The organism is Agrobacterium sp. FDAARGOS_525, from assembly GCF_003938925.1.
Classification (GTDB): domain Bacteria; phylum Pseudomonadota; class Alphaproteobacteria; order Rhizobiales; family Rhizobiaceae; genus Agrobacterium; species Agrobacterium pusense.
On the sequence record NZ_RKIU01000004.1, the window covers coordinates 160,744 to 175,271 of the forward strand.

The 14,528-nt window shown below is 59.2% G+C and carries 9 protein-coding genes; all 9 read right to left on the bottom strand.

Annotated elements, in window-relative coordinates; genetic code table 11:
* Positions 1 to 6: 6 nt before the first annotated feature.
* A complete protein-coding gene (locus tag EGT36_RS17305; protein WP_125270680.1) occupies positions 7 to 1,125 on the bottom strand; it encodes an ABC transporter permease in 1,119 nt (372 codons plus the stop codon).
* On the bottom strand, positions 1,122 to 3,890 hold the full coding sequence (rbbA, locus tag EGT36_RS17310; protein WP_125270681.1) for a ribosome-associated ATPase/putative transporter RbbA: 2,769 nt from the start codon (positions 3,888 to 3,890) through the stop codon (positions 1,122 to 1,124). The genes EGT36_RS17305 and rbbA overlap by 4 nt, the downstream gene beginning before the upstream one ends.
* Positions 3,891 to 3,901: 11 nt before the next feature.
* The gene (locus tag EGT36_RS17315) at positions 3,902 to 4,966 is read right to left on the bottom strand and encodes an HlyD family secretion protein (protein WP_037092548.1); all 1,065 of its coding nucleotides are present in this window, start codon (positions 4,964 to 4,966) and stop codon (positions 3,902 to 3,904) included.
* 416 nt (positions 4,967 to 5,382) lie between these two features.
* Positions 5,383 to 6,756, bottom strand: a complete 1,374-nt coding sequence (locus tag EGT36_RS17320; protein ID WP_125270682.1) for an alpha-glucosidase/alpha-galactosidase — start codon at positions 6,754 to 6,756, stop codon at positions 5,383 to 5,385.
* A 23-nt stretch (positions 6,757 to 6,779) separates the two neighbouring features.
* Positions 6,780 to 8,447 carry an ABC transporter ATP-binding protein gene (locus tag EGT36_RS17325; protein ID WP_125270683.1) on the bottom strand — a complete coding sequence of 556 codons (1,668 nt, stop codon included), beginning with the start codon at positions 8,445 to 8,447 and terminating at the stop codon, positions 6,780 to 6,782.
* Positions 8,448 to 8,459: 12 nt separating this feature from the next.
* The gene (locus tag EGT36_RS17330) at positions 8,460 to 9,596 is read right to left on the bottom strand and encodes an ABC transporter permease (protein WP_022563840.1); all 1,137 of its coding nucleotides are present in this window, start codon (positions 9,594 to 9,596) and stop codon (positions 8,460 to 8,462) included.
* Between the two features lies 1 nt (position 9,597).
* Positions 9,598 to 10,605 carry an ABC transporter permease gene (locus tag EGT36_RS17335; protein ID WP_100911506.1) on the bottom strand — a complete coding sequence of 336 codons (1,008 nt, stop codon included), beginning with the start codon at positions 10,603 to 10,605 and terminating at the stop codon, positions 9,598 to 9,600.
* Between the two features lie 142 nt (positions 10,606 to 10,747).
* The gene (locus EGT36_RS17340; protein WP_125270684.1) at positions 10,748 to 12,835 is read right to left on the bottom strand and encodes an ABC transporter substrate-binding protein; all 2,088 of its coding nucleotides are present in this window, start codon (positions 12,833 to 12,835) and stop codon (positions 10,748 to 10,750) included.
* A 106-nt stretch (positions 12,836 to 12,941) separates the two neighbouring features.
* On the bottom strand, positions 12,942 to 14,408 hold the full coding sequence (locus EGT36_RS17345; RefSeq protein WP_125270685.1) for an alpha-glucosidase/alpha-galactosidase: 1,467 nt from the start codon (positions 14,406 to 14,408) through the stop codon (positions 12,942 to 12,944).
* Positions 14,409 to 14,528: the final 120 nt, after the last annotated feature.

The following is a 14,528-nucleotide window of genomic DNA, read 5'->3' on the forward strand; positions in this document are numbered from 1 at the left end:
ATGCTGTCAGCGCAGGAAACGCCTGAACCGGCGAAGCGCAAAAACGAAAAGAGCCGAGCCGATGGCCAGCAGCGCCAGCAGTTGCGGCCAGACCACATCCAGCCCCGCCCCTCTGAAAAGCACCGATTGCGCCAGGATGATGAAATGGGTGTTTGGCGCAAGAAGCATGATGTACTGGATGATATCAGGCATGCTTTCGCGAGGCGTCATGGCGCCGGACAGCACCTGCAACGGCAACAAAAACAGGATCAGCAACATGCCGAATTGCGGCATGGACCCAGCGACTGTCGCGAGAAAAATTCCCATGGAAGTCATGGCGAAGAGTTGCAATGCCGTTCCGAGCAGGAAAAGAGAAAGCGAGCCTTCGATGGGAATGGCAAGCAGGCCCCTCACCACCACGAACAGCGAAAATGCAGAGGCCACCAGCACGACCAGCCCCATGGACCACACCTTGCTGAGCATGATTTCCAGCGGCGTCACTGGCATGACCAGCAGATGCTCGACCGTTCCGTGTTCTCGCTCGCGAATGAGCGCCGCGCCCGTCAGCACGATGGATAGCATGGTAATGGCAGTGATGATGTTGTTGATCGAGCCGAACCAGGACTTGTCCAGTTCCGGATTGAAGCGGGAACGTAGCGTGAGATCCACCGGCACCGAGGTCGCGCCGCGATAGCGGTCGACATACTCCTGTATTTCGCTCGTCACGATGCTCTGCACGTAACCGCCACCGCTGAAAGCCTGGCTCATGCGGGTGGCGTCGATATTGAGCTGGATGGCCGGCTGCTGTCCGGCCATCAGCCGGCGCTGGAAATCCGGTGGAATATTGAGCGCGAAGGTATCGAGGCCCGCATCCATGCGCTTGTCCATTTCAGCGATGGAAATCCGCTTCGGCGGGGAGAAATAGGGCGGATAAAACGCCGTGCTGATGCGGCTGGAAAGCGGCGACTGATCCTCATCGACAATGGCGATGGCCGCGTTGTTCAGCGTCTCCGGCAGCGCGCTGGAACCGGTATAGATCTGCAGCGTGAAGGCATAGACGATAAGCAGCATCAGCATTCCGTCTCGCGCGAGACCGCGCAGTTCCTTGATGCCGAGCTGGAAGATGTTGGACGAAAAATGCCTCATGACGCCTGCTTTCTCAAAAGTGCAGCGCCGGCAATGAGGAGCAGTGGAATGGCAATGAGAAGCGGTAGAAACGAGCCGGAAAGTCCGGCGAAATCCAGGCCCTTGGAGAAAGTTCCGCGTGAAATGGTCATGAAATAGGTGGCAGGATAGACGTTGCCGATAAAGGCGCCCGCCCCTTGCAGCGACGAGACGGGATCGATCATGCCCGAATATTGCGTCGCCGGAATGAGCGTCAGAAGAGCCGTGCCGAAGATTGCCGCAATCTGGCTCTTCATGAAGGAAGACATGAGGAGGCCGATGGATGTGGCGATGATGACATAGAGCAGCGCGCCCGTCGCATAAGCGAGATAACTTCCGGTGAACGGCACCTGAAAGATGAAGACCGCAAATGCCGTCAGAAGCACGAAATTGAGCATGCCAAGGGCGACATAGGGAAGCTGCTTGCCGATCAGGAATTCCAGCCGCGTGGTCGGCGTCACGTATAGATTGACGATCGAACCGAGCTCTTTTTCCCTGACGACGCTGAGGGCCGCCAGCATTGCGGGGATGAGCATGAGAAGCAGCGGAATGACCGCCGGCACCATGGCGACAAGGCTCTTGACGTCGGGATTGTAACGATAGCGCGTTTCGATGCTGAAGCTGCTTTGCGTGGCCGCGCTGCCGTAAATCTCGGCGGCCTTCCGCGCCAGCCATGTCTGATGCATGCCCTGCACGTAACCGCGAACGGTCTCCGCCCGCTGCGGCATGGCGCCGTCTATCCAGGCCCCTACCTCCACAGTCTTGCCGCGCAAGACATCGCGGCCAAAGCCAGGAGGAATTTCTATGGCAAGGCTCAGTTCGCCATCACGCATGCGCCGGTCCATATCGGCATAGTCCCGGATAGGTTCCTTCTCGATGAAATAACGGGAGCCGGCAATGTCGAGCACGTAATCGCGGCTGATAGTGGAATCGTCGCGATCCAGCACCGCGAAAGTCAGGTCCTCGACATCGAGATTGATGCCGTATCCGATGACGAACATCAGGATGACGCTGCCGAGCACGGCCAGCGTGCCGCGAATGGGATCGCGCTGCAGTTCCAGTGCCTCGCGGCGCGTATAGCTGAACATGCGCCTGAAATCGAAAAATCTCTTGCGGGTGGGCGCCGCATGTTGCGTCACCTGCACGTCCGCTGCTGCCACAGATGCTGTCGCATGCGCGCCCCTCGTAACCCCGGAAGCATCTTCCAGATAGGCGACGAAAGCCTCTTCAAGTGTTGCGGCATTACGGCTTCTGGTGATCGCATCGGGCGTATCGCTGATCAACACCTTGCCGGCATGCATCAGCGAAATCCGGTCGCAGCGCTCCGCCTCATTCATGAAATGGGTGGAGATGAAGATGGTGACATTATCGTTGCGCGAGAGATCGGCGAGGATTTGCCAGAAGCCGTCCCGCGCCACCGGGTCGACACCCGAGGTGGGCTCATCGAGGATGAGAATATCGGGCGAATGGATCATCGCCACCGCCAGCGAAAGCCTCTGCCGGATGCCAAGCGGCAGATCGTCCGGCAGCGTGTCCATGACCGCGCCAAGATCGAAACGTTCCGCCATTTCGGCGATACGCGGTTGAATTGCCTCTTCAGGCAGCTTGAACAGGCGGGCGTGCAGATCAAGGTTCTGCCGCACCGTCAGTTCGGAATAGAGCGAGAAGGCCTGGCTCATGTAACCGACGCGGTGGCGGATCGCCATGTCGCTCGCATCCACCTTGTGTCCGAAGAGCTTCGCCTCTCCTTCGCTGGCGGCCAGAAGCCCCGTCAGCATCTTCATGGTGGTGGATTTTCCGCAGCCATTGGAGCCGAGAAAGCCAAAAATCTCGCCGCGCGGAATCTTGAAGCTGACATTGTCGACGGCGGTGAAATCGCCGAAACGCATGCTAAGGTGCAATGCCTCGATGGCATAATCACCCTCACCGGTCGGCTTTCGTGGCGCGATATGGACTTCGTGGTAATCCTTGCGCTTTTCTTCGGGAAGAAGCGCGATGAAGGCGGCGTCGAGATTGGGTGCCGCGGTGCGGTCGAGAAGTTCGGCGGGCGAGCCGGTGGCAAGAATCTTGCCGCCATCCATGGCAACCAGCCAGTCGAAACCGGCGGCCTCCTCCATATAGGCCGTTGCGACGATGACGCTCATGCCCGGACGCCCGGCACGGATAGAGTCGATCAGTTCCCAGAACTGCCGCCGCGACAAAGGATCAACGCCTGTCGTCGGCTCGTCCAGGATCAGCAGGTCCGGGTCGTGGATGAGCGCGCAGCAGAGCCCCAGCTTCTGTTTCATACCGCCGGAGAGCTTCATCGCGGGACGATCGGCAAAAGGTTCGAGGCCGGTGCTCTTGAGCAATTCGGCGATACGCGCCTGCCGTTCCCTTCCGTCCTGTCCGAACAGCCGGCCAAAAAAGTCGATGTTTTCAAAGACCGACAGGGTGGGATAGAGGTTCTTGCCAAGGCCCTGCGGCATATAGGCGATACGCGGGCAGGTATCCTCGCGGTGGCGCGGATCGGACATCTCGCCACCCAGAACCTCCACCTTGCCCTTCTGGATGGCGCGCGCGCCCGAGACCAGCGACAACAGGCTCGATTTGCCGACGCCGTCAGGCCCGATGAGCCCTATCATCAGCCCGGCGGGTATCTCGACCGATATGTCGTCCAGCGCAACCGTGCTTCCGAAGGTCAACCGCACATCGGTCAATCGCGCAACGGGCGCGTTCCTGTCATTTGTTTCGGGAGGCGCGACCATAGCGGCCACCCTCACTTGACGAGATTGCGTTCGAGATTCTCCGGCCAGGCGGCCTCCGGATCAAGCCGGACATAGGCCATGCCGGGCAGCCCGGTTTTCACATATTGAATATATTTCTGCAGAAGTTCCTGGGGGATTTGCGCCCTTACCCGGAATGTCAGCTTCTGGCGTTCCTCTTCGGTCTCCACCGTTTTCGGCGTGAACTGCGCGACATCCGCGACGAAGGACACTTTTGCCGGAATGGTGTATTGGGGGGCGGCATCCAGTATCAGTCGAACATCAGACCCCATGGACGTGCGGCCAGCCTCGGCCGTCGGCAGGAAAAACGTCATATAGACGTCGCCGAGATCGACGAGGTTCAGAACCCTTCCACCGGCGGACAGCACTTCTCCGGGCTGGGCGATGCGATATTGCACGCGACCGTCGCGGGGCGATTTCAGCGTCGCATCGGCTATGTCAGTCTCGATGCTCTCGATGTCAGCCTGTGCGGCGTCTACCGCCGCTTCGGCGTCGACGATCTGCGCCTTGGCGGCGTTGATCGCGGCGTCGGAAGCCGCAAGCGAGGCCTGCGCAGAGGCGAGCGTTGCGCGGGCGGACTGCTCGGCGGCCTCGCTGTCATCGACGATCTGCTGCGAGACCGCATTGCCCGTCAGCAATTGTTTCGAGCGTGCATTGGTCTTGGAGGCGGAATCGAGCTGGGCCTTTCGCTGTTCCACCACCGCAAGCGCCGACGTCTTTTCCGCTTCACGCTGGGCGACAAGACTGTGGGCCGTGTCGATTGCTATTTTCGCACGGCGAAGCTGTGCTTCCGCCTGGCGTTTCCTCGCCTCCAGCTGGGCCGTATCCATCTGCGCCAGAACCTGTCCGGCCTTCACGAAATCACCCTCACGGACCATAATATCCTGAAGGCGGCCGGCGGTCTTGGTGGAGATATCGATCTCGACGGCCTCGATGCGACCGTTACTGGCCACGAATCCCGAAGGCAGGCCCTCGGCCGTCAGCTTCGACCAGGCGAAATAGGCGGCCACGGCCAGAACCACAACCGCCAGACCAATGAGCAAGCCCTTTTTAGACATCCGTCTTCCCCATGAACCCTTCAGGTTTCAACCGTAGTACGATAAAACCGAAGAAGCCAGCCACCATCACGTTCATAATTCGTACCCGGTATTTCCCGCACTGAAAGCTGAATAACCGGTTTCGGGGACTGTCTACGCCAGAGAGCGGCCTGCAACCTTGACACAAGTCAAGCGGCGAAAGGATTTAATGGAGCGCGTCATCAAGGCGCCCCCCGTTCGCCGGCAGTTAACCGGCTCACCTTTGAGAACACCGACGGTACCAAGCGATCATACCGATGCCGCGCCATCCCCTCGACAATCGGACGTCATCCTCGAGCTTGTCCCGAGGATGACAGAGTAGGGTCTTCTATAGCGCTTGCGAAAGGATGATGTGGGCTCGCTGCACACCTCCGATCCGTTACTGAGGGCGATGATGTTTACACAGCCCGCGCCCGTTTCACCTCCGCCTGCGTCCATTCCGGCAGCCAGTCACTATGGGCCAGCAGCAGATCGTCCACCAAGGACCAAATCTGATCGAGATCGAGTTCCGCCGCAGTATGCGGGTCCATCATCGCAGCGTGAAAGATGTGGTCGCGGTTTTCGCTCATCAACGCCCGCACGGTCAGCTCCTGAACATTGATGTTAGTGCGCATCAGCGCAGTGAGCTGCGGTGGCAACTCGCCGATGAAGGTGGGCTGCACGCCGTTATGATCGACCAGGCACGGCACTTCCGCCGCGCAATCCGATGGCAGCGAGCTGATGCATCCATTATTGCGCTGGTTGCCGTAGATGACGGAGGGCTCGCCGGTCCAGACCGAATTGATGATCGAGGAGGCATATTCCTTCGACTGCTTGACCTCGATCTTTTCGGCCGAGCGATAGGCGGCCGCCTGGCCCTTCCAGCGCTCGATCTGTTCGATGCAGCGCTTGGGATATTCATCGAGCGGAATGCCGAATTTCTCGATCAGGTCTTCGCGCCCCTCCTTGATGAAATAGGGCGTGTATTCGGCGAAATGCTCGGAGCTTTCGGTGACGAAATAACCGAGCCTCGTCAGCATCTCGTACCGCACCTTGTTGGGGCAGCGTGGGTTCCAGCCGTGTTTTGGCGCGCGGCCTTCGCGATAGGCGCGCACGAGATCGGGGTAGAGGCTCCTGTAGCTGCCATCGGGCTGGCGATGCTCGAATTCCAGGAAAAACGCCATATGGTTGATACCGGCCGAACGGTAGCGGATTTCCTCATAGGGAATATCGAGATCATGGGCGAGTTCCATCGCCGTGCCCTGCACGGAATGGCAAAGACCCACCTGCCGGATCGTCGGGTATTTTTCGGCAATCGCCCAGGTGTTTATCGCCATGGGATTCACATATTGCAGCATGATGGCATTCGGGCAGACGGCCAGCATGTCCTCGCAAATCTTCCAGAGGTGAGGCACGGTGCGCAAGCCGCGCATGATGCCGCCGACGCCAAGTGTGTCAGCAATGGTCTGGCGCAGCCCATACTTACGCGGCACTTCGAAATCAGTGACCGTGCACGGCTCGTATCCGCCGATCTGGAACGCCACGACAACAAAATCCGCGCCGGAAAGCGCCTTTTTCTGGTCGGTATAGGTCTCGGCCTTCGCCTTTGCTCCGAGCGTCGAAATCAGCTTGTTGACGACGATGGCGCTTTCTTCCAGCCGTTCACGGTTGATATCCATCAGCGCAATTGTGGCGCCGGAAAGGGCCGGACGCTGCAGCACGTCACCGATGATGTTCTTCATGAACACCGTGGAACCTGCGCCGATGAATGCAATCTTGGGATCTCTTGCCATGTCTACCTCCGGCAATTGGGAATTCAAGCGATTTCGAAGGCGGCTCGCACAAGCCGCTGTGTATATTCAGTTTTTGGCTGACTGAGCACGTCCTCGACAGGCCCCTCTTCGACAATCCGGCCGCGCTGCATGACGATGACACGGTGGCAGAGGGCGCGGACCACTTTCAGGTCGTGGGAGATGAACAGATAGCTCAAGCCACGCTCATCCTGCAGCTTGCGCAGGAGATCGATGATCTGCGCCTGCACGGAAAGATCGAGTGCGGAGGTCGGCTCATCAAGCAGGATGAATTCCGGCTCCAGCGCGACGGCACGCGCAATCGCGATGCGCTGTCTTTGGCCGCCGGAGAACTCATGCGGGAAACGCGAGAGGATGTTGCCGGGCATGCCTGCCGCCTCCAGTGCGTCACGCACCCGATCCAGCCTTTCGGCTTTCGTTTTGCCGAGACCGTTGATGATGAGGCCTTCCTCGATGATCTGGCCAATGGTCATGCGGGGGTTGAGCGAGGCAAAGGGATCCTGAAAGACGATCTGCATACGCGAACGCAAAGGCCGCATTTCAGCCCGGGAACGACCATCGACCCTTTGACCGTCAAAAACCACCTCGCCTCCGACAGGCTCGTTCAACCGGAGCAGGGACTGGCCGAAGGTCGTCTTGCCGGAGCCGGATTCACCGACGAGCCCCAGTGTCTCGTGCCGCCTGAGCGTCAAGCCGAGACTGTCGACCGCTATCAGCTCCTTGAGTTCTGGTTTGAACAGGCCGCCATATCGCATCATGAAGGAAACGCGCACGCCGCTTGCCGTCAGGAGGACGCCGGAGTTCTCCGGCAGCGGCTTTGCCGTGCCCCGAGGTTCGGAAGCAAGCAGCCTTTTCGTGTAGGGATGCTGAGGCGCTGCAAACAGCTTCTCCGTGGTGTTGTGCTCACGCATCTCGCCGTGCTGCATGACATAGACGTAATCGGAGAACTGCTTCACGATCGTCAGGTCATGGGTGATGAGCACTACGGCCATGCCGCGCTTCTTCTGGAGATCCCGGATGAGGTTGAGTATCTGCGCCTGCACCGTCACATCCAGCGCAGTGGTGGGTTCGTCGGCAATCAGCACGTCAGGATCATTGGAGAGCGCCATGGCGATCATGACGCGTTGGCGCTGGCCGCCGGACAGCTGGTGCGGGTATTGTTTGAGCCGCGCTTCCGGCTCCGGTATCTGCACCTGGCGCAGGAGATCGAGCGCCCTCGCCTCCGCTTGCTTCTTGCTCAATTTCGAGTGGACGCGGATTGCCTCTACAATCTGGCTGCCGATCGTATAGATCGGGTTCAGCGAACTCATCGGCTCTTGAAAGATCATCGAGATGCGATTGCCGCGCAGCGCCCGGCGCTGGCGCGACGAGAATTTCAGGATGTCGTCGCCATTAAAGCGGACGACTGCCGATTTCGAGACTGTGGCACGCTTCGTCAGCAGGCCCATGACGGTGCGGGCTGTCACTGATTTTCCCGAACCGGATTCGCCGACGATGGCGATGGTCTCACCCCGGTAAAGCTGGAAGGAAATGTCCTTCACGGCCTCCACCATTCCGTGTTCCACCTTGAAGGTCACGGCAATGTTGCGGGCATCGATGATGGCGTTATCCTGACGATCATCCGCGTCGAATCGGATGGCGGGAGCGAAGGTGTTGTTCAGGGCAGCTACCATGTCACGCTCCTCTCAATAGGGATCGACGGCATCGCGCAGGCCGTCGCCCAGCGCGTTGAATGCAAAGACGGTGACCAGCACGAAACCAACCGGTGCAAGAATCCAGGGATAGGAACCTATGACCGAATAGGTAGCGGTATCCTGCAGCATCAGCCCCCAGGAGATCAGCGGCGGCTTTACCGCAAAGCCGAGGAAACCGAGGAAGGATTCGAGCAGCACGACGCTTGGAATATGCAAGGTCACCGCGACGATCACATGGCTCATCACATTCGGCAGGATGTGCTGGAAGATGATGCGCCTGTCGGTGGCGCCAACAGCGATCGCCGCCCGGACATAATCGATCCGCGCCAGTGCCAGCGTCTTGCCGCGCACCTCCCTCGACATCTGCGCCCAGCCCAGCGCCGACATGACGCCGACCACAAAGACGAGGAACACGGTGGTTGGTGCGGTGACCGGAATAAGAGAAGTCAGCGCGAGATAGAGAGGCAATTGCGGGAAAGCGAGCACCACCTCCACGAAACGCTGCACCCAGGCATCCAGCGGCCCGCCGAAATAGCCTGAGATCAGCCCGACGCTGGTGCCGATGACGGTAACGATGGCGACAACACTGAGTGCAATGGCAAGCGAGATGCGCGAGCCATAAATGGCGCGCGACAGCACGTCGCGCCCGAACTTGTCCGTTCCGAGAAAATGCACCGGCTGGCCATCGGTAGAGCCGAAGAAATGCCGGCTCATCGGAATGAGACCCAGAAGTTTGTATTCCGCACCCTTCACGAAGAAGCCGAGATAGACGGGATTGTCGTAATCCGGGCCGACGATCGGCTGGAAGGTGACCGGATCGAGCTCTTCCGTCTCCGCAATGGCATAGACGCGTGGCGCGAGGCTGAAATTGCCGTCCTTGTCGGTGAACCGGACCACCTGCGGCGGCGAAAAGCTGCCATGGGTTTCGAGCGGGTTCATCGGCGCGAAGAAGTCCGCAAAAATGGAGATGAGGATCAGCAGCACCACCAGTACCAGCCCGACCATACCCGTGAAGGATCGTCTGAGACGCCGCCAGACAAGCGCCAGATAGGTCTCGTTGCCATTGGCGGAGCGGTCGGGTTTTGCCGCGGCGGCCGTTTCGGTTTTCATCTCGTCAAACGCCATCATCTCAGGCCCTCCCGAATTCGCGGACGCGCGGGTCGAGCATGGCGAGCAGCATATCGGCGATGATGTTGCCGACGATCAGCGTGGCGGCCAGCACCATCATGAAGGTCGCGGTGACATAGACGTCCCCCACCGCCATGGAGCCGACGATGGCCGGGCCGACGGTCGGCAACGCGAAGATGATCGCGGTCTCGATCTCGCCGCTCAGCATGTAGGGCAGCACCACGCCCTGATACATGACGAGCGGGTGCACGGCATTCGGCACCGCATGGCGCATGATGACGGCGCCTTCCGAAAGGCCCTTGGCACGCGCCGTCTCGACATATTGCGCATTCAGCGTATCGAGCAGATTGCCGCGCATCACCCGCATATTGTAGGCCAGCCCCCCGAAGACGGCGATGGCGACGACCGGCCAGACGTGGCTGACCAGATCGACGAATTTCGCCCATGACCACGGCGCACCGCCATATTGCGGTGAAAAGAAACTGCCGATCTCCGACACATCGAAATGAAATACCATGAGGTAGACGAGGATCAGCGCCATCAGGAAGCGCGGGATCGTCATGCCCAGGAAGGCAATGGTGGAGAGCAGGTTGTCGACCCAGGAATATTGCCGTGTGGCGGCCCATATGCCGAAGGCGATGCCAAGTACCGATGCGAAGATGTGGCAGACCAGCGCCAGAGCGATAGTGCGCGGCAGGCGTTCGCCAACCACATCGGCGACCGGCTTGTTGTAATAAAAGCTGTAGCCGAAATCGCCGCGGGCGAGGATGCCGCCGATCCAGTTGAAATATTGAATAACGAGCGGCTTATCGAGCCCGTGTTCGATACGGTATGCCTGCGCCTGCGCTTCCGCCTGTTCGAAGGAAGCTCCGCCCTGGTTCATCAGCTGCGAGCGGATGTAGTCGGCATAGTCGCCGGGCGGCGCCTGGATGATGGCGAAAGTCACCACGCTCAGGATCAACAGCACTGGAATGGCGGATGCCACGCGTATCGTCAGAAATCTCAGCATCGAACGGTCTTCCTCGGTTTGGATTGGCCGTGTGTTGCCGGCCGCGCTTCACGCGCGACCGGTACCGGGTGTGCTCCGGGAGGAGTTCTTCAGGTTTTCGTACTTCCGGACATAATGGCGTTACGCACCTTTACCGGAAGCTTCAGTTGATCGGCCCGCCCTCGCCCGGCTTGCCGGGAAGCTGCTCAGGGAAAAGTTCGTATTTGCCCTGCTTGTCGGCCGCGACCCACAGGCGTTCGCGGATGATGGCGTCTTCGGCCCAGTTGAACATGAAGATCGGCGTACCCTGCGGCACATTGGAGAACCGCTTGTTGACGATGAGCGCACCGGGATATTCGGTGAGGCCAATCGTGTAGAGGTTCTGCGTATAGACCTTCTGGTACTGCTTCATCAGATCGGCCCGCTCGGCATTGTCCTGCGAAGATATGAACTTGCGCACAATGTCGGCCATGTCTTTTTCGAAGGGCATCAGGTCCAGTTCCTTGCCTTCGGGTGCGCGGTGGTTCCAGCTGGTGCGCGGCCCGACAGGGGCCAGTTGCTCGGTATTCTGCACCACGGATGAAAGCTCGGTGGAATTGCGCCGCACCAGCCAGTCAAACTGCCCGCCATAATGGGCGGCGTCACGCTGGTTTGAATCGAGGCTATTGATGACGACGCGAAGCCCAAGTTTCGCCATCTGGCCGACAAGACCTTCCGCTAGGCTCTTGTCTGTCGCGTAACCGTTGTTGACGAGAAGGGTAATCTCGACATTACGGCCGCCAAGCGTTTCCTTGGGGAAATTCAGGAAACCGTCGCCGTCAGTGTCTTTCAGGCCAATCGAAGCCAGCGCCGCCTTGGCAGCCTCGAGGTTGAAGGGGTAATAGACCGTCGAAGCACGATCATAGAAGCTTGTCCCCGACGAAATACCACCCGGATAGATCGCCGTGAAAGGCCCCTTGACGAGCGAGTCACCGATCGCCTTGCGATCAAGAGCCGAGGTGACGGCCTGGCGGAACACCTCGTTACGGTTCAGCTCACGAATGGCCTGTCCGCGCTCATCCGGATTGCCCCAGCCATTGGCGGAAAAATTCATCTGCAGATTATAGCCGATAAGGCGTGGTCCAAAGGCAAGGCGGGCTGGCGCATTGGGGTCAGCGGCGCGTTTCAGCGAGGCGACGAAATTCTCCGGCTGCTCGAGATTGGAGAAATCGCCAGATCCCGCTACGGCCTGCACATCGCGGTCCGCCCAGGTAGAAAGCTTGTAATGGACTTCATTGAGATAGGGCAACTGCTGGCCATTCTCGTCCACTTTCCAGTAATAGGGGTTGCGCCGCAGCACGATGAGATCATCCGGCCGATAAGAAACCGGCACCCATGCGCCCATGACCGGCATGTTCATATACTCAGGCGGGAACGCGTTTTTGAACTGATTATAGGTGTTCTTGGAATATTTCGGATGCTGGGGTTTCAGAATATGCGACGGCCCGGGGCAGAAGCTCGGATAGGCCATGGTGTAGAGATATTGCTTCGGAAACGCCGCCTTGAACGTCCATTCGACGGTATAGTCATCGATCTTCTTCAGCGTCGTTCCCTCACCGAAAGCCTCGGGCGATGCCCCGCCGCCAAGCGGTGAGACATTGGGGTCAATGACGGCGTCTTCCCAGTAGAACATCACGTCATCGGCGTTGAAGGGCTCGCCATCCGACCATTTGGCACCCTTGACGAGATGCATCGTCAGCTTGTGGCCATCTTCCGACCACTCCCAGCTTTTCGCCAGATTGGGCAGCGGTTCGGTATCCTTGGCATCCACCTGGAACAGCGGGGCGGTGCGTGTCAGGCATTCGGAAAGGGCGATATCGATGCCGCCCCAGCCCTGGCTCTGGCCGGCAATGTAGTTCCAGCCCTCCGGCCTGCCGCCGACCACATGGCGCATCGTATCGCCGTAAACGCCCATGCCGTCGGGCATATTGCCTGTTTTGTAGACCAGCGGCTCCTCGGGCAGGCGCTCTTTCAGCGGCGGCAGCTTGCCGGTCTTTTCGAATTTCTCGGTGATCCAGTCGGGTTCGCTGTAGCTTGGCAGCGCCTTGAATTCGAGGATCGAGTCACGCGCCACATAGTTGATCTTGCCTTCGGCCGGAAATTGCGGCGGCTCGGGCGGCGTCGTGGTTTCGAAGGCATTCGCATTGAGTGCGATCATCGAAACACCGAACCCCAGTGCCGAGATGATACCAATCCTGCGTTGAAGTAACATCGTCATTCCTCCCAAATGGCAGCTCTTCGACCGCCGACCCTCTCTCATCGTTGAGACCGGACGGCGAACTCCCTTCCGCCGCCGGCCTTTTCCCATGTCTTTTCCTTCAAACGGCCTTTTTCAGTGCCGATTTCTCGGCCCGCAATTCCTCGATGGAACGCACGTTGCGGCGCGCGGCACCCGCCCAGTCACGGGTCTTGACGCTGGACTTCGCAAGTCGCTCCTTCGCCGCCGGAACGGCATCGGCATATTGCGGCAGCCAGCGCGCCTGAGCGACAACCATCTCGTCAACCATCTGCCAGACCTCCTCCGGCGTGGCGACGGCGCCGACCAGCGGATCATGCAGCACGGCGAGTTTCAAAAGATCGATATCGCCAGTGACTGCCGCATGGACCGACATGCGCTGCACGTTGATGGAAGCCATGCAGGTGGCCGCGCAGGCTTCCGGCAACGTGATGCCGGAAACCATGTTGATGCCGAAACGGTCGACAAAACCGGGCGATTCGATGATGGCGTCCGCTGGCAGATTGCTGATGACACCATTGTTCTTGACGTTGAAGTGGCCGCGATAGACACGCCCGGTCTCCAGCGCCTCAAGAATATGGCTTGCATGTTCGTTGGAGCGCTTGGCCGGATCGATCGGCTTGTCGGCCGATGCGAGAAACTGCGGGAATTCCGTTTCGAACCAGTTGCGCGTTTCGGTGGAGTGGCGGAGATAACCGCCGGTTTCCCCGTGAATCCAGTCGGACATGTCGATCCAGCGGGCGATTTCCTCTGGCCGCTTACGATACCATGGCAGATATTCGGAGAGATGGCCGTTGCTTTCGGTCGAATAGACGCCGAAGCGCTTCAGCACGTCGATGCGAAGCTTCTCCTGCTGCGAGAAGACCGGATGCGCCTCAAACGCGGCAACCAGCTCCTCCTTACCGATCTTGCGGCCATTGAGCCGCAGATCGATGAACCATGTCTGGTGGTTGATGCCGGAGCAGATGTAATCGAGTTCTGCCGGGGATTTCGCACCGAGGATTTCGGCAATCTGTTCCGCCCCGTGCTGAACGCCATGGCAGAGACCGACCGTATCCACCTTGCCATATTCGATGGCTGCCCAGGTATTCATGGCCATGGGGTTGGCATAGTTCAGGAACTTTGCGCCGGGTGCCGCGACCTCGCGGATATCTTTGCAGAAATCGAGAATGACGGGAATGTTGCGCTGACCGTAGAGAATGCCGCCGGCGCAGATTGTATCACCTACGCACTGGTCGATGCCGTATTTCAGCGGAATGCGGATATCGTCCGCATAGGCTTCGAGCCCGCCGACCCGTACGCAGCTGATGATGTATTTCGCGCCCTCCAGCGCCCGGCGGCGGTCGGTATGGGCGGTCACCTTCACGGGGAAACCATTTGCCTCAACGATCTTCTCAAGGATCGCCCTAATCATATCGAGATTGTGCTGGCTGATATCCGTGAGCGCGACTTCAAGATCGCGAAACTCCGGCACACACAGGAGATCGGTGAACAGTTTTTTCGTGAAACCGACGCTGCCTGCGCCAATAATAGCGATTTTGAAACTCATAACGCCACCTCTGTTGCAAATCGAACGGGTGAAACGGGCCGGCGGATCGTAAAATGGCATTGCAGAAAAACACCCGTGAGAATCCCGGAAAACCGGCCTTCCTCTCCAATTTTTCAGCAA

What these genes read in the sequence shown, in the direction of transcription:
- EGT36_RS17305 (WP_125270680.1), bottom strand. Translation starts at nt 1,125, where the DNA reads ATGAGGCATTTTTCGTCCAACATCTTCCAGCTCGGCATCAAGGAACTG.
- EGT36_RS17330 (WP_022563840.1), bottom strand. Translation starts at nt 9,596, where the DNA reads ATGATGGCGTTTGACGAGATGAAAACCGAAACGGCCGCCGCGGCAAAA.
- rbbA (WP_125270681.1), bottom strand. Translation starts at nt 3,890, where the DNA reads ATGGTCGCGCCTCCCGAAACAAATGACAGGAACGCGCCCGTTGCGCGA.
- EGT36_RS17345 (WP_125270685.1), bottom strand. Translation starts at nt 14,408, where the DNA reads ATGAGTTTCAAAATCGCTATTATTGGCGCAGGCAGCGTCGGTTTCACG.
- EGT36_RS17315 (WP_037092548.1), bottom strand. Translation starts at nt 4,966, where the DNA reads ATGTCTAAAAAGGGCTTGCTCATTGGTCTGGCGGTTGTGGTTCTGGCC.
- EGT36_RS17340 (WP_125270684.1), bottom strand. Translation starts at nt 12,835, where the DNA reads ATGTTACTTCAACGCAGGATTGGTATCATCTCGGCACTGGGGTTCGGT.
- EGT36_RS17320 (WP_125270682.1), bottom strand. Translation starts at nt 6,756, where the DNA reads ATGGCAAGAGATCCCAAGATTGCATTCATCGGCGCAGGTTCCACGGTG.
- EGT36_RS17335 (WP_100911506.1), bottom strand. Translation starts at nt 10,605, where the DNA reads ATGCTGAGATTTCTGACGATACGCGTGGCATCCGCCATTCCAGTGCTG.
- EGT36_RS17325 (WP_125270683.1), bottom strand. Translation starts at nt 8,447, where the DNA reads ATGGTAGCTGCCCTGAACAACACCTTCGCTCCCGCCATCCGATTCGAC.